Raw genomic sequence first — 19,027 nt, 5'->3', positions numbered from 1 at the left:
GCATGGACATCGTGCTGGTCCACGGCGCCGGCGGACGGCCGACGACCTGGTCCGCGGTGGAGCCCCTGCTCACCGCCCTCGGCCACCGGCTGTTCACCGTCACCAATCCGATGACCTCGCTGGCGGACGACGTCGCCCACACCTCCGCCGTGCTGTCGGAGACCTGGGGCCCCGTACTGCTCGTCGGGCACTCCTACGGCGGCGCGGTCATCAGCAACGTCGGCCGCGATCCACGAGTCAAGGGCCTGGTGTACATCTGCGCGTTCGGGCCCGACGAGGGCGAGACGGTCAACGAGATCGTCGAGCGGTACGAGGATGCCGAGATCTCCAAGTACATGCGGCGCGGCCCGAACGGCGAGTGGAAGTCGGAGACGAGTCCCGAGTTCTGGGCCGAGATCGGCCCCGACCTCTCCCCCGAGCAGCGGGTCATCGTCGAGGCGGAGGGACGCAAGGCGGAGAACGCAATCTTCAGGCAGGCGACCGGTGTCCCCGCCTGGCGCACGCTGCCCAGCTGGTACATGGTCGCCGACGACGACCGCACCCTGCGCCCCGAGATCCAGCGGGACATGGCCGAGCGGATGAAGGCGACGGTCGAGCACGTGCCCGGCAGCCACTACACGACCCTCGTGTGGCCACAGCGCGTCGCCGACCTGATCCACACGGCCGCACTGGCCGTCGGCACGGCCTCATGACGGCCGCCCTCGAACACCCCCCGGTCCAGGCTGTGTCCGAGCCCGTACTCGAAATCCGCGACCTGCGTGTGCAGTTCGACGTCCCCGGGGGTCGCCTTCCCGCCGTGGACAGCGTCGACCTGACGCTCCGGCAGGGCGAAGTCCTGGCCCTGGTGGGCGAGTCGGGGTCCGGCAAGTCCGCCCTGTCGATGAGCCTGGTCGGCCTGAACCGGGGCCCGCGCACCCACATCACCGGCGAGGTGACCTTCGGCGGCCGTGACCTCGTCGCCGCCTCGGAACGTGAACTGCGCGCGGTCCGGGGCAAGGAGATCGCGGTCGTCTTCCAGGACGCGCTGGCCGCGCTCAACCCGCTGCACCGGGCGGGCGCCCAGGTCTCCGAGATGATCCGTGCCCACCGTGACGTGCCTCGCGCACAGGCGAGGGACCGCGCGGTGGAGTTGCTCGGCGAGGTCGGCATCGCGGGCCCGGACCGCGCGGCACGCTCCTACCCGCACCAACTCTCCGGCGGCATGCGCCAACGCGTGATGATCGCCATGGGCCTGGCCAACGACCCGGCCGTACTGATCGCCGACGAGCCCACCACCGCCCTGGACGTCACCATCCAGGCCCAGGTCCTGGCGGTCCTCAAGCGGGTCCAGCGCGACCACGGCACCTCGGTGCTGCTGATCACCCACGATCTGGGCGTCGTGGCCGAGGTCGCCGACCGGGTGGCCGTCATGTACGCGGGCCGGATCGTGGAGCAGGGCCTGCGGGACGAGGTGCTGTTCAGCCCTCAACACCCGTACACCATGGGCTTGTTGGGCTCCGTTCCGCCGATCGACGGTCCGGTTCTACGACGGCTTCCCGCGATCTCCGGGAGCCCGCTGACCGGGGTGGAGCGGCCGTCCGGCTGCGCCTTCGCACCCCGGTGCCCGTTCGTGCACGACGCCTGCGACGAGCGTCCGGAACTGCGGCGGCGGCACGGTGGGGACGGGCATGTGGACGCCTGCGTACTGCCCGGCGCCGAGCGTGCCGAGGCCCGTGCCAAGGGGGGCGCCGAATGAGCGCCCCGCTCGTCTCCGCCCGCCGGCTGCGGGTCGAGTACCCGGGTCGTGCCGGGGGCCGGGTCAGGGCGCTGCGGGACGTCGACCTCGACATCCTCCAGGGCGAGACTCTCGGTCTGGTCGGCGAGTCGGGGTGCGGCAAGTCGACGCTCGGCCGGGCGCTGCTGCGGGTGATCGAACCCTCGGCGGGCCGGATCGAGTTCGCCGGCTCCGACCTCACCCGGATGCGGGGGCGTCAACTGCGGCGCACCCGGGCCGAGTTGCAGATGGTCTTCCAGGACCCCTTCGGCTCGCTAAACCCGCGCCGCCGGGTCGCCGACATCGTCGCCGAGCCGTTGCTGCGGGCGCGCGGTGCGACCCGTGCCGAGGCCGCGCGGGCCGTGGCCGAACTCCTCGACCTGGTCGGTCTGGGCGCGGAGGCCGGGGCACGCAGGCCGCACGAGTTCTCCGGCGGCCAGCGTCAACGTATCGGCATCGCACGGGCGTTGGCCTCCTCGCCGCAGTTCGTGGTGGCCGACGAGGCGGTGTCGGCGCTGGACGTGTCGATCCAGGCACAGGTGCTGAACCTGCTGTCGGACCTGGTCCGCGACAGGGGTCTGACGATGCTGTTCATCTCGCACGACCTGGGCGTCGTACGGCACATCGCCGACCGGATCGCCGTGATGTACCTGGGTCAGATCATCGAGATCGCCTCCCGGGACGCCTTCTTCACCGACCCCGCGCACCCCTACAGCCGGGCGCTGCTCTCCTCCGTACCGGCGCTGCGGCGGCCCGGCGGCGATCCGGCGCGCGAACGGGAGGTGCTGGAGGGCGAGTTGCCCGACCCGGCGAATCCGCCGGAGGGGTGTCTGTTCCGGACACGGTGTCCCATCGCGACTGCCGAGTGCCGTACGCGCATGCCCGAGCTGCGGGAGATCGCGCCGGGGAGAAGCGTCCGCTGTCATCTGCCTCTGATCTCCGGCGACCTCGAAGCAGACGGTTCCGCGAGCCCGGCCATTAAGGACGTAACGCTTTGATCATCGACGCCTACAACACCACGCAGGACGTCCGGGGCCGCTCGGACTACCTCACCGGCGCCCGCAAGGGCCAGGCTCCGCCGCCGTACACGCCCTTCGATCCCCGGCGCATCCTCGACCGGATGGACGCCGCCGGGGTGGACATGGCGATGGTGTGCTCGCTCGCCCAGCGTATCGAGAACGACTTCATCGCCTCCCTGGTCGCCGCGCACCCGGACCGCTTCTTCGGCTTCGGGCAGGTGCTGCCGCAGGCCGACGACGCGATCGAGGAGATCGACCGGATGGCCGACGCGGGCCTCGTCGGCCTGAAGCTGCATCCGAGCCTGCACGGCTACCACGTCGCCGACCACGGTCTGCTGGACCCGGTGTTCGAGGCGTGCGCGCGGCGCGGACTGCTGGTGCTCGTCAATGCTCTCGACGACGCCTTCTGCGCGCCGTTCGCGATCGAGGAGATCGCCCGCGACCACCCTCAAGTGCCCACGATCATCGCCCACATGGGCGCCGTGTGGAACGTACCCGAGGCGATCATCGTGGCCGAGCGTCAGCCGCACGTGTACCTGGAGACCTCCGCGACGCTGTTGAGCGATGTCCGGCGGGCGTACGCGCGACTGGGCCCTGAGAAGATCCTGATGGGCAGCGAGTGGCCCGGTTCCGACTTCGACCTGGAGCGTATGAAGATCGCGAAGGCGATCGAGGACGAGAAGGACCGCGCGCTGGTCGAGGGCGGGAACATGGCCCGGCTGCTGGGTCTGCCGGTATGAGCGCGGCCTCCGTCACCTCCGTCTCCGTCCCGTCGTCGATGAGCACGGACGACGCCGAACTCCTCGCCACCGCACAGGAGTTGCTGGCCCGGGTGTGGCAGCACGGCAGGCATGAGGTGGCGACCGCGCTGCGTACCGCCGACGGCCGGATCCACACCGGCGTGCACATGGAGGGTTCCTGTCGGCGCAGTTCGGTGTGTGCCGAGGGAGTGGCCATGGGGGCCGCGCGGGGCGCTCTGCCGGGCGGGACTGCGCTGGGCATCACGTCCGTGGTGTCCGTGCAGATCAAACCGGCGGGGCAGTTCCGGATCATCGCGCCGTGCGGGGTGTGCCGGGAGCTGATCAGCGACTACTGCCCGGACGCCACCGTGTGGGTCACCACGGTCGACGGGGACGAGCCGGTCCCGCTGCGCGCCCTGGACCTGCTGCCCGAGAAGAGCCGGCGCCAGTGGTGAACACACACGCGACGACCTTGATGACCTTGATGACCTTGAGGAGAGACATGGCCACCTTCATCACCGGGCCGTCCGGACGCACCGTCCCCACGGAACTCGACGTCCCCGACCTCTCCGGCCAACTCGGCGGCAGCGGAGCCCCCGTTCTGTGGGAGGAGCTGACCTGGCCGGAGGCCGGGACCACGGCCGCCGCGCAGGACGCCGTCATCATCCCCGTCGGCGCCACCGAGCAGCACGGCCCGCATCTGCCCCTCGCCGTGGACACCCGGATCTGCGAGGCCGTCGCCCTCGGGGTGTCCGCCCTGACGGGGGTCCCTGTCCTGCCGCCCCTGAGCTTCGGGGTGTCCGCGTCCCACGGCGACTTCGCCGGGACGGTGGCGCTGCGCCCCGAGACCATGATCGCCGTCGTCGAGGACGTCATCGACTCGCTGTACGCCTCCGGGGTAAGGCAGTTCGTCCTGCTGAACGGGCACATCTGGAACAACGGGGCGCTCGACGTCTCGGCCGAGAAACTGAGGGTCCGTCACAAGGACGCGCGGGTGCGGGCGTTGGGGTACGTGACGATGTACCCCGGCCCCGAGGTCGACGGGCACGTCACCTACGGCCGGGCGCTGATGCACGCCAACTTCTTCGAGACCTCGGTCATGTTGCACCTGTCCCCGGAACTCGTACGGATGGACCGGGCGACCTCCCACGTGGATGTCGACTCCTTCTGGGACTACCGCATGGACCAGGTCAGCGAGACCGGCGTATGGGGCAGGGACGTGACCGACGCCGACGCCAAGCACGGGGCGGCGGAGTTCGACCGCTGCGTCCTGACCACCGCCCGGGCCGTGTCGGCGGCGGTTCGCGAGCCATGGCCCGACCCGACCCATCGGCCCGGCGGACGTACATGAGCCGTACGTCAGCCGCACCTGACCCGGACGTGCCCCCTGCGTGACCCCTTGCCCCAGAAGGAGCACACCTTGGACCCCAGCATCACCCTCCCCCCGCTGCCGGACTGCGAGCCCATGCTCATCGGCGGCGACTGGACCACGGGGACCTCGCCGCAGCGGATCCCGGTGCTCGACCCCGCCACCCGCGAGCAGCTCACCACCATCGCGCAGGCGGGCCCCGCAGAGGTGGCCGCCGCAGTCGCCGCCGCGTCCGCCGCACACCGCGACCGGCGCTGGCGCGGGCTGCCGCCCCGGCAACGCCGTGACGTACTGCTCCGCCTCGCCGACCTGGTGGAGCGCGACGCGGAGCAACTGGCGGTCCTGGACACCCTGGACAACGGCAAGGCCATCGAGCGCGCCCGTGGTGACGTGGACCTCGGCCTCCAGGCCATCCGGCACTTCGCCGGCGCCCCGGCCCGGCTGACCGGCACCGTGCACGCGGCCGGGCCCGACCGGCACGTCTACAGCGTCCGCGAGCCGGTCGGCGTGGTGGCGGCCGTACTGCCGTGGAACTTCCCCTTCATGATCGCCGCCTGGAAGCTCGCCCCGGCGCTGGCGGCGGGCTGCACGGTCGTGGTCAAGCCGGCCGAGCAGACCCCGCTCACCGCACTGCGGCTGGCCGCGCTCTGCCTGGAGGCGGGCGTCCCCGAGGGCGTCGTCAACGTGGTGACGGGTGACGGCCGTACGGGGGCGGAGCTGGTCGCCCACCCGGACGTCGCCAAGGTGTCCTTCACCGGGTCCACCGAGGTCGGGCGGCTGATCATGGCCGCCGCCGCGCCGACGGTGAAGCGGCTCACCCTCGAACTCGGCGGCAAGTCGCCGAACATCGTCTTCGCCGACGCCGACCTGGAGGCCGCCGTACCGGCCGCCGTGCGTGCGGTGTTCGGGCACTCCGGGCAGATGTGCACCGCCGGGAGCCGGCTCCTGGTCGAGCGCACGGTCGTCAAGGAGTTCCTCGATCTGCTGGTACCCGCCGTGGAGGCCCTGCGGATCGGTCCGGGTCTGTCGGGCGGGATCAACATCGGTCCCCTGGTGTCGCAGGAGCAGTACGACCGTGTCACCGGCTATGTCGAGCTGGGGCGTACGGAGGGCGCCGAGGTGGCCGTGGGCGGCGAACCGGTGCCGGGCGCGGGCTGGTTCGTGCAGCCCACCGTCTTCACAGGCGTCACGCCCGACATGCGGATCGCCCGGGAGGAGATCTTCGGCCCGGTCGCCGCGGTCATGCCCTTCGACACCGAGGAGGAGGCCATCACGCTGGCCAACGACAGCGACTACGGGCTCGCCGCGGGTGTGTGGACCGGCAGCCTCCAGCGCGCCCACCGCACCGCCGCCGCGCTGGAGGCGGGCACTGTGTGGGTCAACACGTACAACGAGTTCGATCCCGCCGTGGCCTTCGGTGGGATGAAACAGTCCGGCCTCGGCAGGGACCTCGGCGACGCCGCCGTCGACGGGTTCACCGAGCTCAAGAGCATCACGATCGCCCTGTGAGCGCCCCCGTGACGACCACCCGGACGACAGCCGCGCCCTCGTCCCCGGCCGCCCGCACACCGGACGTCGCGGCCGAGCGCGCCCGGACACCCGGCTCCGCCACCGGCCACCACTTCAACGCGGCCGGCGCGGCCCTGCTCGCCAACGGCACCGTCGACGCGGTCATCGACCACCTGCGCGCCGAGAGCCTGTCCGGCGGATACGAGGCCGCCAAACACGCCGCCCCCGCCCTGGACGCCGTCTACGCGCGTACCGCTCGACTCCTGGGCGTCGGCCCGGACGAGGTCGCCCTCGTCGAGAGCGCGACGGCGGGCTGGCAGCGCGCGGTGTCGGCACTGCGGCTGCGCCCCGGCGACCGGGTCCTCGCCGCCCGCTCCAGCTACGTCAGCTGTGCCCTGCACCTGCTGGCGGCCGAGCGCGATCTCGGCGTTCGGGTCGAACTGCTGCCCAACGGCCCTGACGGCGCCGTGGAGTTGGCGGCGCTTGAGGCGGCACTGCGCGCCGGTCCCGCCGCGCTGGTCACCGCGGCGCATGTGCCGACCTCCTCGGGCTTGGTCGAACCCGCCGCCGGCATCGGCGCGTTGGCGAGGGCCCACGGGGTGCCCTTCCTCCTCGACGCCACCCAGTCGCTCGGCCAACTGCCCGTCGACATGGGCGCCATCGACTGCGACCTCCTCATCGGGACCGGCCGCAAGTTCCTGCGCGCCCCGCGCGGCACCGGCCTGCTCGCGGTCCGCCGCCCGCTCCTGGAACGGCTCGCCCCCGAGGCCCCCGACGTCCGGGGTGCCCACTGGACCGCCGAGCGGAGCTGGGAACTGGTCCCGGACGCCAAGCGGTTCGAGCTGTGGGAGGCCGCACACGCCCTGCGCCTCGGTCTGGGTGCCGCGCTGGCCGGCCTCGACTCCCTGGGCGTGGATGTGGTCGCCGGTCACCTGGCAGCACTCGCCACGGGTCTGCGGGAGCGGCTCGCGGATCTGCCCGGCGTGCACATCACCGACCCACCGGCAGCAGGTGGCGCCATCGTCACCTTCGTGGTCGACGGCCTGGACGCCTCCGACGTACAGCGCGAACTCGCCGAGCGCCGGGTCCATCTGATCGCGGTACCGGCCGGGCACGGCCGCTGGGACATGGATCCCCGGGGGCTGACCAAGGTGGTCCGGGCCTCGGTGCACGTCTACAACGACCAGTCCGACCTCGATGCCCTGGTGGAGGCGGTGCGGGAGATCGTACGGGGGCACGGGGCGGACGTACGGGCCCCAGGACGGGGGATGGTGTCGGAGGCACCGGCGCCCAGGGCAGACGTACGGGCCGCAGGTCAGGGGAAGGTGTCGGAGGCACCGGCGCCCAGGGCGGACGTCCTGGCCGCAGGGCGGGAGAAGGTGTCGGAAGCGGCGACGCCCAGGACAGACGTACGAGCCGCGGGGCAGGGGAAGGTGTCGGAGGCACCAGCGCCCAGGGCGGACGTACGGGCTGGACCGAGGACCGTTTCGGAGGCGCCGACGCTTCAGGACACGGCCGCCTCCGCACGCCGTGCCGCCACCCCCCGCCGCCACGACGCGATTGTCGTAGGTCTCGGCGTCCACGGCAGCGCCGCCCTGCACCGGCTGGCCGCACGCGGACTCGACGTCCTCGGCCTGGAGCAGTACGCGTCGGCCCACGAGCTGGGTTCCTCGCACGGTGCGACCCGGATGATCCGGCGCGCCTATCCGCACCCCGACTGGGACGGCCTGGTGGACACCGCTTACCGGGCCTGGGCGGAGCTGGAGGAAGCCGCGAAGACCCAACTCCTCGACATCACCGGGGGGTTGTACGCGGCCCCGCTCGACCGGCCCGACCCCCTGCGTGGCCCCGGCTGCCGTCAGGTCGGCCCCGAGGAGGCCGCGCGGATCTTCCCGGGGCTCCGACTGCCCGCCGGATTCGGCGCGGTGCACGACCCGAGGGCCGGAATCATCGACGCGGCGGAGACGCTACGGGTCCAACTCGCCCTGGCCGAACGGGCGGGCGCGACCGTGCTGGACCGTACGCCGGTCCTCGGCTGGGAGCCGGACGGCGACGAGGTCGTCGTACGCACCGCCGACAGCCGCGAACTGCGCACGCGCCGCCTGGTGTTGTGCACGGGACCCTGGACGGCGGCCCAAGTCCCTTCCCTCACCCCCCATCTGACGGTCACTCGGATTGTGAACGCCTACTTCGCGGCCGACCCCGAAGGCCCGCTGGGCCGGTCCGGGCTGGGCAGCTTCTCGGTGGATCTGCCGCAGGGCCTGCTGTACGGGTTCCCCGCCGCCGACGGCCGCGGTCTCAAGGCGGGGCTGGACAGCGGCCCGGCATGGGATCCGGACACACCCCGCCCCCCGGCGAGTGCGACCGAACTCGCCCTGCTCGCCGAGGCGGTGGCGCAGGTGCTGCCCGGTGCCGGACCGGTGACCGAGAGCCTGACGTGCCTCTACACGATGACGGCGGACCGTCGCTTCGTCGTCGGCGAAGTACCGGGCGTACCCCAGGTGTTGGTGGCGTCGGCCTGCTCGGGGCACGGGTTCAAGTTCGGCCCGGCGATCGGCGAGGCACTGGCCGATCTCGTGTGCGGGACGGCCCGCCCGGACCTCGAATTCCTCTCCCCGGCACGCCTGTTGACGGGTGGGGCCCGGTGAGGGGCCCCACCGTCACCTCAGTGACCTCAACCGTCTCAGCCGTGGAACACGGTCTGGGAACGGCGCTCGTACCAGGCCGTCAGATGCTCGCCCGAGCTGATGACGTGGTCGCGCATGGCGTCGTCGGCACGGTCGGGGTCGCGGGCGGTCAGGGCTTCGATGATCGCCTCGTGCTGGCGGATGTTCTCCTGCCGGTGACGTTCGTCGCCGGCGAGGGCGAGCGAGGAGACGTTGCGCGGGAAGCTCTCGTTTATGCGGTCGATCATCCGGCTCAGCCACGGGTTGTCGGCCGCCACGCAGACAACGGTGTGGAAGCAGTCGTTGGCGGCGGTGGTGGCGGGGCTGCCACCGGCCTCGCGCTCCGCGGCCTCGTGCAGGACCGCGTTGTGCTCGCGCAGTTCGGCGAGCTGGCGCTCGGTGATGCGGGTGGCGGCACGCCGGGCGGCCAGGCCCTCCAGCTCGGCGCGCACCTCGTAGGCCTGGCGCACCTCCCAGGGTGCGGGCACCCGGACCACCGCGCCACGGTGGGGCTGCATCTCGATCAGGCCGCCGTTCTGGAGCTGCCGCAGCGCCTCGCGCACGGGAGTGCGGCTGACCCCGAACTCGGCGGCCAGTGCCGCCTGGCGCAGCGGTTTGCCGATCGCCAGTTCGCCGTTCATGATCCGCGCGCGGATGCGGGCCGCGATGTCGTCGACGAGGGGGCCCTCGTCTGTCTGGGGCGTCATCGGAGTCGGTCAAGCCCTTCTCGGGGTCGGTCGGAGGGTGCGCGGTGGTGGAGCAGTTTCCCATGCACCCGAGGGCATCCACAGCCATCACTTATTGGATCCACTTCCATGATATCCGCATCCAATAGGAGCACAGCATGAACATGATCCTGGATTTCGCCAAGGCCATCGACGTGTCCGTCCCCATCCACCCCGGAATGCTGCACTGGGGCCGCCGTCCCGAGATGGAGATCGTGGAGTCCCGGACCGCCGGTGACCCGTCCAACGTGAGCCGCTGGCGCATCGGCGCCCACACGGGCACCCACATCGACGCACCCGCCCACTTCATCGACGGCGGAAAGACCGTCGACCAGCTAGATCTGTCCGCGCTCAACGGCACCGCGAGGGTCCTCGACCTGACCCATGTGAAGGAGCAGATCACCGCCGCGGACCTGGACGCGGCCGGCCTGGGCGACGAGGAGCGGGTGCTGCTGCGCACCAGCAACTCGGAGGGCGTGCTGCGCAGCCCGTGGAAGGCCAGGGAGTGGGTCGGCCTGGCCCCCGACGGCGCGGAACGCCTCATAGAAGCCGGGGTGCGCACGGCAGGCATCGACTACCTGAGCATCGAGGCGGTCGCCTACACCACCCACTGGGAGACCCACCAACTCCTGTGTGCCGCCGAGGTGTTGATCCTCGAAGTGGTCGACCTGCTGCACACACCGGCGGGCGTCTACGACATGCTCTCGCTCCCCCTGCCGCTGCAGGGCGCCGAGGCAGCCCCGTCCCGGACGGTTCTCCTGCCCCGGGACGACGCATGAGCGCCGGCTCCCGGCTGATCCTCGCCGCACCGCACCCTGCGGCGCTGGCTGCCGCCCGCCGAGCGGCGGAGCGTGGCGGCAACGCGGTGGACGCGGCGCTGGCCGCAGCCGCGGCCCTCACCGTCGTCTACCCCCACCAGTGCTCCCTGGGCGGCGACTTGATCGCCCTCGTCCACTCCCCCGACGGGACCGTACGCGCGATCGTGTCGGCCGGAGCCGCCGCGCAGAACGTGGACGTCGAGGCGCTTCGGGCGGCTGACCGACGAATGCCCGCACAGGGACCGCAGACGGTGACCGTGCCCGGCGTGGTGGCCGGCTGGGCGGCCCTGGCCGAGTCCTACGGCACTCCGGGCGCCCTCGCATCCACACTCCGGGACGCGGCCGAACTGGCGGAGAACTGCGCCACGGTCTCGGCGGGCCTGGCCCGGGCGGTGAGCGAGCGCGCCGAGCAGATCGCGGCGGACCCCGGACTCACCGCCCTGCTCACCGACCCTGACGGAACCCCACTCACGGAGGGCGCCCCGCTCCCCCAGCCACAATTGGCCGCCGTACTACGGAACTTGGCCGACGATCCCTGGTCCTTCTACCGAGGAACAGTGGCCAAGGCCCTCGCCGACGGCCTGCGCCGGGCAGGCAGCCCACTGACGGCTACCGACCTGGCGGCCCACCGGCCGGAGACGGTCGAGCCGTTGGTACTGGACACAGCCGACACCCGCTGGTGGGCGGCTCCCCCACCAAGCCAGGGCGCGACGCTGCTGGCGATACTGGACGCGGCAGCGAAGCTTCCCGAGCGGGAGCGGGCTGGTGTCCCCAGCGGAACCGTGGCCTTGCACGGGACCGGTGTCTTGAACGGGACCTATGAACTCCCGTCCAGTGAAGCGCCCCTTCAGGGGCGCGGGAAACTGCGCGACCAGCCCCCACCGACCCGCAGCGAACAACCCACCTATCCAGCGGAACTCTTGGCCTCCCTCTGCCAAGACGCCTCCGCGGCCCGCGACCGACTCCTCGGCGACCCACGCGGCTCACAGCCGGACCTCGACGGATTGCTACGACCCGCCCCGCTAGCCGGAGCCGAACCACCGAAACCCCCCTCCCGCCCGGCGGGCGACACCGTAGCCATCACGGCAGTCGACGACTCCGGCCTCGCGATCTCCCTGATCCAGAGCGTCTACCAAACCTTCGGCTCCGGCATCTGCGACCCAGCCACCGGCATCGTGCTGCACAACCGCGGCTCGGCGTTCAGCCTGGACCCCGGCCACCCGGCACTCATCGGCCCCGGCCTACGCCCCCCGCACACCCTCTGCCCCGTGCTCGGCCGCTCAGCCGACCTGCTCCTTGCCGCCGGATGCCAGGGCGGCCGGGCCCAGCCCCAGATCCTCGCCCAGACCGTGCCCTCCCTGATGGACCCCGACGCCGATCCGGCCACCGTGCTGGACCGCCCACGCTGGGTGGTCGGCGCCCGCGACATCGGCCACGAGACACAGACCCTGCTGGCCGAGCCCGGGGCGGCCCCCGCCACCACGGCCACGCTCCCGCCGGGGCTACCGGTCGTCGTCGCGCCCGGCCGCACCGATCTGGCCGGCCACACCCAGGTCGTACGACTGTCCGCCGACGGCCGCCTCGACGGTGCCGCCGATCCACGCGCCGACGGCGGCACCGTGCTGTGCGGCGGCCCGGCAATCCCCCTCCCGGAAGGAACACCCGCATGAGCACCCTCGCCCCCGAACCCGTACCGGCGACCGACGCACCACACCCGCTGGACCCACTCGACGTCACCGAACTGGCCGCCGCTGTCACGGTGTTGAAGGCGGACACCCGGGTCACCGAGGACGCCCGCTTCTGGGGCGTGGCCCTGGACGAGGACCACGCCCGCCACGCCACCCCGGGCGATCCGAGACGGGCCCGCGCAGTCGTGATCTGCCCCTCCGCGCACATCGCCTACGAGGTCGCCCTCGAACTCGGCGACAAGCCGCAGAGCACCGCCTGGCAGGAGTTGGACGTACGCAGCCCGGGCTGCTCCTCCGAGGAGGCCCGCCAGGCCGCCGCCATGTGCCGGGCCGACCCGCGCTTCAGGGAGGCACTGGCCCTGCGCGGCATCCACGACGTGTCGCTGGTCATGGTGGACCCGGAGTCGATCGGCGGCTTCGAACCACCCGAGTACCCCGGGCGCCGGCTGACCTGGGGCAGCGTCTGGCACCGCACCTCCGAGGACGACAACGGCTATGCACGCCCGGTCCAGGGCGTCGTACCGATCATCGACATGGAGTCGATGGAGATCCTGCACATCGAGGACCACGGCATCGTGCCGCTGTCGGAGGAGTCCGGGGTGTTCGGCGCGGGCGTCGTGCCGGAACGAACAGGCCTGAAGCCGCTGGAGGTTGTCCAGCCCGACGGACCCAGCTTCACCGTCACCGGTCAACGGCTCGACTGGCAGGGCTGGTCGGTGCGGGTCGGCTTCAGCCACCGTGAGGGCCTGGTGCTGCACGACCTGACCTTCGACGCGGCCGGGAAGGGACCGCGGCAGGTGATCCGGCGTGCGGCGGTCAACGAGATGTACGTCCCCTACTTCGACACCGCCTCCACCCAGTACCGCAAGAACTTCTTCGACTGGGGCGAGTACGGCGCGGGCCCGCTCACCAACTCCCTTGCCCTGGGCTGCGACTGCCTCGGCGTCATCCAGTACTTCGACGCGGCGGTGCTCGGTGGCGACGGCGTCCCCCGGCTCATCCCCAACGCCGTCTGCGTCCACGAGGAGGACGACGGCATCCTCTGGAAGCACCACGACGGCCGCACCGGCCGCACGGAGGTCCGCCGTTCCCGCCGGCTGATCATCTCGGCGTTCGCCACGGTCGCCAACTACGACTACGGCTTCTACTGGTCGCTGTACCAGGACGGTTCGGTGATGCTGGAGATCAAGATGACCGGCATCCTCTCCGCGACCGGCGTCACGGAGGACGAGGAGACCCCGTACGCGCGCCGGGTCGCCCCGAACGTCGCGGTCACCAACCACCAGCACTTCTTCGCCGTACGCCTGGACATGGCGGTGGACGGCACCGGCAACCGTCTGGTCGAGGTCACGGCGGAGCCCGAGCCGGACCCGGAGCTGAACCCGTACGGCAACGCCGCCCGGACGGTACTGCGTCCGATCCTCAGCGAGGCGGAGGGCGCCCGGAGCACGGACCCCTCCCGGGCCCTGCACTGGCGGGTGGAGAGCACCGAGGCCCGCAACCGGATGGGCGAACCGACCGCGTACCGCGTGCACTTGGAGAACACGGCGGTGCTGCCGGTGCGCGAGGACAGTGTGTGTGCCCGCCGAGCCCCGTTCGTGGGGCGGCAGTTGTGGGCGACGGCCTACGACCCGGACCGGCGGTTCGTCGCCGGCGAGTACCCCAACCAGGCCGAGCCGGGCGCCGACGGTGTGCACAAGTGGCAGGAGGAGAACCGCTCGTTGGACGGCACCGACCTGGTGCTGTGGGCCACGATCGGCTCCCACCACTTCCCGCGCCCCGAGGAGTGGCCGGTGATGCCGGTGGCCAAGGCACGGCTACGGCTGGAGCCGGACGGCTTCTTCGACCGCAACCCGGCCCTGGACGTGCCCGCGCCGGTCTCCTGCCACACGCCGAAGCAGCCGTCCAACACGCCCGTGCAGCCGTCCCACACGCCGAATCAGCCGTCGTCCGTGACGCCGACGGACCACTGCTGCGGCTGACCCCGTTCCCGCACCCACCCTCTGTGACACCTCGGAAGGGCTTCTGATGCGCGAGGAAGAGAACAAACGGCTCACCCGAACCGGCCCGGGCACCCCGGCCGGCGAGTGGATGCGCCGCTACTGGCAGCCCATCGCCCTGAGCGAGGAACTGGAACTCGACGGCGTACGGCCCCTGGTGGCGCCCAGAGTGATGGGCCAGGACCTCGTCCTGTTCCGGGACGACGACGGCGAACTCGGCCTGGTCGACCGCGGCTGCCCGCACCGTGGCGCCGACCTGGCGCTCGGCCGGCTGGAGGACGGCGGCCTGCGCTGCTGCTTCCACGGCTGGCTGTTCGGCCGCGACGGCACCTGCCTGGACACGCCCGCCGAACCGGTCGGCAGCCCGCTCAAGTCCCGTGTACGCCTGGGCAGTTACCCGGTGCGCGAGATCAACGGGATCATCTGGGGCTATCTCGGCCCCGGCGAACCGCCCGAACTCCCAGCCCTGGACTGCTTCCGGGCCCCCGCCGACCACGCCTTCGCCTGGAAGGGCCTGCTGGAGTGCAACTGGCTCCAGGCCCTGGAGGTCGGCATCGACCCCGCCCACGCCTCCTACCTCCACCGCTTCTTCCAGGACGAGGACCCCGAGGACAGCTACGGCAAGCAGTTCCGGGCCGCCTCCCGGGGCACGGACCTGCCGATGACGAAGATCCTGCGCGAGTACGGGCGGCCCGACATCGACGCCGTGCGCACCCCGTACGGCATCCGCATCACCGCCCTGCGCACCCTGGACGGCACCGACACCCAGGGCCGGGCGATGGACGGCAGCCGCACCCATGTCCGCGTCACGCACCAGGTGTTCCCGCACGCCTTCCACATCCCGCTCGACGCGGAGACGGCGATCACTCAGTGGCACGTGCCGATCGACGACAACTCCTCGTACTGGTATGCCCTGTTCACCAGCGTCGGCGGTCCGGTGGACGCCGAGGAGATGCGTAGGCAGCGGGTCGGCGCGGTCACCCTGCCCGACTACCGCCCACGCTTCGGCCGTACCAACAACTACGGCTACGACCCGGAGGAACAGCGCACGACGACGTACACCGGTCTCGGCACCGACATCAACGTGCACGACCAGTGGGCGGTCGAGGGCCAGGGAGCCGTCCAGGACCGTACGCGTGAGCATCTGGGCCGCACGGACAAGGCGATCGTGATGTACCGGCGGATGCTCGGCGAGGCCATCTCTGCCGTGGAGCGTGGTGAGAACCCGCCGCTGGTGCTGCCGCCCGAGGAGGCGGAGCAGCTCCAGGGGCCGGTCACGCTCGACGGCATCGGCCCCACCGAAGGCTGGCAGGAGTACTGGGCCGCCGCCACCGCCAAGCAGCGCGCCGACAGCAGCTGGGCGCAGCCCGTCGGAACGGACGGCTGAGCGACGTGGGATTCATCGAGCGCCACGGCCTGTGGAGCCCCGAACAGACCGCGGCAGCCGGGGAGATACGCGAGCGCGCCGAGAGCGGCGGCATGAAGGTCGTACGCCTGGTCTTCGCCGACCAGCACGGGCTGTTGCGCGGCAAGACCGTCACCGTGGGGGAACTGCCCAACGTGCTGCGTGAGGGCACCGGCATCGCCTCGTCGCTGCTCGCCAAGGACACCTCGGGGCGGACCGTCTTCCCTCTCTTCACCAAGGAGACCCCGCTCGGGCTGCCCGAACTGCGGGGCGCCGCCGACATGGTGATGGTCCCGGACCCGCTGACGTTCCGGATGCTGCCCTGGTCGCCGGGCACGGGCTGGCTGCTGTGCGATCTGCGCTTCACCACCGGAGCGCCGGTGCCGTTGTGCACGCGCGGGCTGCTGCGCTCGGTGCTGGAGCAGACGGGCGGGCTGACCTACCGCACCGGTCTGGAGGTGGAGTTCCACCTCTTCCGGCTCACCGATCCGCGCCTGGGCCCCGGAGATCTGGGCCAGCCGGGTTCGGCCCCCGAGGTCGGCATGCTCAACCACGGCTACCAGTACCTCAGCGAGCTGCGGTACGACGAGCTGGACCCCATCCTCGACGTCCTGCGCGCGAACATCGAGGGGCTGGGGCTGCCGCTGCGCAGCATGGAGGTCGAATTCGGGCCGAGCCAGGTCGAGTTGACCCTCCAGCCCGCCGACGGTCTCGGCACGGCCGACGCGATGGTGCTGCTGCGCGGCGCGGTCAAGCAGGTAGCCGCCCGGCACGGCCACCACGCCACCTTCATGTGCCGCCCCCATCTGCCCGGGGTGTTCTCCAGCGGCTGGCATCTGCACCAGAGCGTGCTGCGTGACGGCGTCGGTGTCTTCGCCCCCGAGGCGGCAGCGGACGGCGGATCCGACGGCGCCGCGTCCGTACGGCCGCCCTTGTCGCCGTACGGCACCGCCTTCCTCGGCGGGCTGCTGCGGCACGCACGGGCGACGAGCGCGTTCTCCACGCCGACTCTCAACGGTTTCAAGCGGTTTCGGTCCCTGTCCCTGGCCCCCGACCGCGCGGTGTGGGGGCGTGACAACCGAGGGGCGATGGTGCGTGTCCTGGGTGACGGACCGTCATCGACACGGCTGGAGAACCGAATCGGTGAGCCAGCAGCCAATCCCTACCTCTACCTCGCCTCCCAACTTGCCGCCGGCCTGGACGGGGTGGCGGGCGACATCGATCCCGGCCCGGCAGCGGACGAGCCATACGCAACCCGCGCCGAGCCGCTACCGCGCTCGCTCGGCGAGGCACTGACCGCGCTGGAGGCGGACGAGGGCCTGGCGGCCCGGCTCGGCAAGGACTTCGTGTCCTACTACGCCGGCATCAAGCGCGCGGAGATCGCCCGCTTCGAGCAGGAGGTCACCGACTGGGAACAACGGGAGTACTTCCGTGTCTTCTGACCCCTCACCGCCCATGGGACCTCTACTGGTCCGGCAGGCCCGCTGGATCGCCCGCGATGTGCTGGAACTCCAGCTCACCCGGCCCGACTTCGGCACTCTGCCCCCGTGGGAGCCGGGAGCCCACATCGACCTCACCCTGCCCTCGGGATTGCGCCGCGCGTACTCCCTGTGCGGCGACCCCGCGGACAAGGGCACGTGGACGATCGCCGTGCACCGGGTGCCCGACAGCCGCGGCGGCTCACGGGAGATCCACGACACGGCACTGGTGGGGCGGGAGTTGGAGGTGCGAGGCCCGGTCAACCGGTTCCCGTTGCTCCCGGCGAAGGGCTATCTCCTGCTGGCCGGCGGCATCGGCATCACCCCACTGCTCCCGATGGCCCGCGAGCTGACCACGCACGGCCTGCCCTGGCGCCTGGTCCTGGGCGCCAGGGACCGCTCCCGCCTGGCGTACGCCGAAGACCTCCTGGAATGGGGCGGGAACCGCGTACTGCTCGTGCCACAGGACGAGGCGGGCTTCCCGGACCTGGCCACCGAGATCGCCGCCGCTCCGCCCGGTCACGCGGTCTACGCCTGCGGGCCGACGCCGATGCTCGACACGGTGCTGTCCCTGTGCCCCACGGCGTACACAGAACGCTTCGCCCCGGGCGACGACGGCACACAAGTCACCGGCACGGAGACGGAGTTCGAGGTCGTGCTGTGCCGCTCCGGACTGCGTACGACCGTGCCCGCGGACCGTTCCGTGCTGGACGTCGTCCGGGAGCTGCTCCCGGCCGTGCCGTACTCGTGCGAGGAGGGCTACTGCGGCAGCTGCGAGACACCGGTCATGGCCGGGGTACCGGATCACCGCGACACGGTGCTCGACCCGTCCGAACGCGCCACCGCCACCACGATGATGATCTGCGTGAGCCGCTCCGCGTCGGCGGTGCTGGAGCTGGACCTCTAGGACCTGCCCGCCGGAACTCCCGGCCCGCCCCGCGCCGCACGTTCCCGCATGGTCCGGACCGTGTAGGCGTGCACTCGGTCATTGCGTTCGACGAAGTACGGGTGAGCGGGATGGCCGGGGCGCGAGGCCGAGGCGGTCAACTCCGCCCACAGCCGCATCAGTTCGGGCGCCTTCTGATGCCCGCGCAGGATCTCCGCCAGATACGATGTCCGCCCGCCGGGCCGCCGTCTTCGCGTAGGGCCCGCGCTGTCTTGTCCGGTCCACGTCGCGTCCCCCTCGCTTGTCGGCCCCCACGTTCGTGACGGCCGGGGTGAGGTCGCCACTGAAGGACCTGCGTGTGAAGGCGTCCGATCCGCAGCACTACGAGTCCCTGCACATGGAGGGCCCGGGCGCGGGTACCGTCGCGAGGACAGTGACAAGCCCGGTGACCGGTTCCGCCTCCACTAACTGGCCGGCGTCCCCCACATGGGCACCCGGCAGGCGCCGTACAACGACGTGTCGCTGTGGAAGGCCAACTTCCCCGACGACGACGTCTCGTTCGGCCCGAAGATGAACAGCCTGCCGCACTTCGAGCTGTTCAACATGGGCCTGCACCACCTGGTCGAGTGGGTGGCGATCGGCAGCGACGAGCCGTTCGACACGGCGAAACTGCGGGAACTGTACCGGGACTCCGCCGACTACCTCCGGCGCTTCGAAAGCCGCCTGGACGAACTCATCGCCGCGGACCGGCTCCTCGCGGAGGACGCCGAGGACCTGCGGAGCGAGGCACGGGAGTTGGAGATCCCTTAGCAGCAGCGGAGCGGCGGGAACGGGGAGGGCCCCACAGCCCTCACCCGAGAAACGACAACCGAACCACCCTGTCCGGGTTGTCCCGATTCGTATCCACCAACCTCCGTAAGGACAACCCCGGAGCCTACCTCCCAGGGCAGGGACTCCGCGTGAGCGAGTCC

16 protein-coding genes are annotated in these 19,027 nt (G+C 71.6%); 15 read left to right on the top strand and 1 reads right to left on the bottom strand.

Annotation, left to right across the window (positions count from 1 at the left end; all coding sequences use genetic code 11):
* The first annotated feature begins 2 nt into the window (after positions 1–2).
* From ACWDR4_RS25700 to solA, 8 genes are all read left to right on the top strand, one after another.
* A complete protein-coding gene (locus tag ACWDR4_RS25700) occupies positions 3–692 on the top strand; it encodes an alpha/beta hydrolase (RefSeq protein ID WP_450412011.1) in 690 nt (229 codons plus the stop codon).
* The gene (locus tag ACWDR4_RS25695; RefSeq protein WP_450412009.1) at positions 689–1,735 is read left to right on the top strand and encodes an ABC transporter ATP-binding protein; all 1,047 of its coding nucleotides are present in this window, start codon (positions 689–691) and stop codon (positions 1,733–1,735) included. Before ACWDR4_RS25700 ends, ACWDR4_RS25695 begins: the two co-directional genes overlap by 4 nt.
* Positions 1,732–2,751, top strand: a complete 1,020-nt coding sequence (locus tag ACWDR4_RS25690) for an ABC transporter ATP-binding protein (RefSeq protein ID WP_450412008.1) — start codon at positions 1,732–1,734, stop codon at positions 2,749–2,751. The genes ACWDR4_RS25695 and ACWDR4_RS25690 overlap by 4 nt, the downstream gene beginning before the upstream one ends.
* Positions 2,748–3,512, top strand: coding sequence for an amidohydrolase family protein (locus tag ACWDR4_RS25685; protein ID WP_450412007.1), 765 nt, complete (start codon positions 2,748–2,750; stop codon positions 3,510–3,512). The genes ACWDR4_RS25690 and ACWDR4_RS25685 overlap by 4 nt, the downstream gene beginning before the upstream one ends.
* Complete coding sequence (locus ACWDR4_RS25680) at positions 3,509–3,967, top strand: cytidine deaminase (RefSeq protein WP_450412005.1); 459 nt, start codon at positions 3,509–3,511, stop codon at positions 3,965–3,967. Before ACWDR4_RS25685 ends, ACWDR4_RS25680 begins: the two co-directional genes overlap by 4 nt.
* Before the next feature lie 47 nt (positions 3,968–4,014).
* Complete coding sequence (locus tag ACWDR4_RS25675) at positions 4,015–4,863, top strand: creatininase family protein (protein WP_450412004.1); 849 nt, start codon at positions 4,015–4,017, stop codon at positions 4,861–4,863.
* A gap of 69 nt (positions 4,864–4,932) precedes the next feature.
* Positions 4,933–6,390 (top strand): aldehyde dehydrogenase family protein, encoded by a 1,458-nt coding sequence (locus ACWDR4_RS25670; protein WP_450412002.1) that lies wholly within the window; start codon positions 4,933–4,935, stop codon positions 6,388–6,390.
* Positions 6,387–9,038 (top strand): N-methyl-L-tryptophan oxidase, encoded by a 2,652-nt coding sequence (solA, locus tag ACWDR4_RS25665; RefSeq protein ID WP_450412000.1) that lies wholly within the window; start codon positions 6,387–6,389, stop codon positions 9,036–9,038. The genes ACWDR4_RS25670 and solA overlap by 4 nt, the downstream gene beginning before the upstream one ends.
* A 35-nt stretch (positions 9,039–9,073) precedes the next feature.
* On the opposite strand, the gene ACWDR4_RS25660 is transcribed toward solA, so the two are convergent.
* Positions 9,074–9,763, bottom strand: a complete 690-nt coding sequence (locus ACWDR4_RS25660; protein WP_450411998.1) for a GntR family transcriptional regulator — start codon at positions 9,761–9,763, stop codon at positions 9,074–9,076.
* A 137-nt stretch (positions 9,764–9,900) separates the two neighbouring features.
* On the opposite strand from ACWDR4_RS25660, the gene ACWDR4_RS25655 reads away from it, so the two are divergent.
* The 7 genes from ACWDR4_RS25655 to ACWDR4_RS25625 all read left to right on the top strand — a co-directional run bounded on the left by ACWDR4_RS25655 (position 9,901) and on the right by ACWDR4_RS25625 (position 18,866).
* On the top strand, positions 9,901–10,560 hold the full coding sequence (locus ACWDR4_RS25655; protein WP_450411997.1) for a cyclase family protein: 660 nt from the start codon (positions 9,901–9,903) through the stop codon (positions 10,558–10,560).
* The gene (locus tag ACWDR4_RS25650; protein ID WP_450411995.1) at positions 10,557–12,269 is read left to right on the top strand and encodes a gamma-glutamyltransferase; all 1,713 of its coding nucleotides are present in this window, start codon (positions 10,557–10,559) and stop codon (positions 12,267–12,269) included. Before ACWDR4_RS25655 ends, ACWDR4_RS25650 begins: the two co-directional genes overlap by 4 nt.
* A complete protein-coding gene (locus ACWDR4_RS25645; protein ID WP_450411993.1) occupies positions 12,266–14,269 on the top strand; it encodes a primary-amine oxidase in 2,004 nt (667 codons plus the stop codon). Before ACWDR4_RS25650 ends, ACWDR4_RS25645 begins: the two co-directional genes overlap by 4 nt.
* 46 nt (positions 14,270–14,315) lie before the next feature.
* A complete protein-coding gene (locus tag ACWDR4_RS25640; RefSeq protein ID WP_450411991.1) occupies positions 14,316–15,674 on the top strand; it encodes a Rieske 2Fe-2S domain-containing protein in 1,359 nt (452 codons plus the stop codon).
* A gap of 5 nt (positions 15,675–15,679) precedes the next feature.
* Positions 15,680–17,134 carry a glutamine synthetase family protein gene (locus ACWDR4_RS25635; RefSeq protein ID WP_450411989.1) on the top strand — a complete coding sequence of 485 codons (1,455 nt, stop codon included), beginning with the start codon at positions 15,680–15,682 and terminating at the stop codon, positions 17,132–17,134.
* Positions 17,135–17,147: 13 nt separating this feature from the next.
* Positions 17,148–18,077: a PDR/VanB family oxidoreductase gene (locus tag ACWDR4_RS25630; protein WP_450411987.1), complete on the top strand. Its 930-nt coding sequence runs from the start codon at positions 17,148–17,150 to the stop codon at positions 18,075–18,077.
* Between the two features lie 465 nt (positions 18,078–18,542).
* Entirely contained in the window at positions 18,543–18,866 is a 324-nt protein-coding gene (locus tag ACWDR4_RS25625) for an alpha/beta hydrolase domain-containing protein (protein ID WP_450411985.1), read from the top strand.
* Positions 18,867–19,027 lie beyond the last annotated feature (161 nt).

The organism is Streptomyces sp. NPDC000878 (genome assembly GCF_053599695.1).
This window is presented reverse-complemented; position numbering and strand designations above follow the sequence as displayed.

Excerpts from the sequence above, each read along its gene's own strand:
- ACWDR4_RS25680 (WP_450412005.1), top strand. The coding sequence starts at position 3,509 with ATGAGCGCGGCCTCCGTCACCTCCGTCTCCGTCCCGTCGTCGATGAGC.
- ACWDR4_RS25700 (WP_450412011.1), top strand. The coding sequence starts at position 3 with ATGGACATCGTGCTGGTCCACGGCGCCGGCGGACGGCCGACGACCTGG.
- ACWDR4_RS25660 (WP_450411998.1), bottom strand. The coding sequence starts at position 9,763 with ATGACGCCCCAGACAGACGAGGGCCCCCTCGTCGACGACATCGCGGCC.
- ACWDR4_RS25695 (WP_450412009.1), top strand. The coding sequence starts at position 689 with ATGACGGCCGCCCTCGAACACCCCCCGGTCCAGGCTGTGTCCGAGCCC.
- ACWDR4_RS25650 (WP_450411995.1), top strand. The coding sequence starts at position 10,557 with ATGAGCGCCGGCTCCCGGCTGATCCTCGCCGCACCGCACCCTGCGGCG.
- ACWDR4_RS25625 (WP_450411985.1), top strand. The coding sequence starts at position 18,543 with ATGGGCACCCGGCAGGCGCCGTACAACGACGTGTCGCTGTGGAAGGCC.
- ACWDR4_RS25645 (WP_450411993.1), top strand. The coding sequence starts at position 12,266 with ATGAGCACCCTCGCCCCCGAACCCGTACCGGCGACCGACGCACCACAC.
- ACWDR4_RS25630 (WP_450411987.1), top strand. The coding sequence starts at position 17,148 with ATGGGACCTCTACTGGTCCGGCAGGCCCGCTGGATCGCCCGCGATGTG.
- ACWDR4_RS25640 (WP_450411991.1), top strand. The coding sequence starts at position 14,316 with ATGCGCGAGGAAGAGAACAAACGGCTCACCCGAACCGGCCCGGGCACC.
- ACWDR4_RS25690 (WP_450412008.1), top strand. The coding sequence starts at position 1,732 with ATGAGCGCCCCGCTCGTCTCCGCCCGCCGGCTGCGGGTCGAGTACCCG.
- ACWDR4_RS25675 (WP_450412004.1), top strand. The coding sequence starts at position 4,015 with ATGGCCACCTTCATCACCGGGCCGTCCGGACGCACCGTCCCCACGGAA.
- ACWDR4_RS25655 (WP_450411997.1), top strand. The coding sequence starts at position 9,901 with ATGAACATGATCCTGGATTTCGCCAAGGCCATCGACGTGTCCGTCCCC.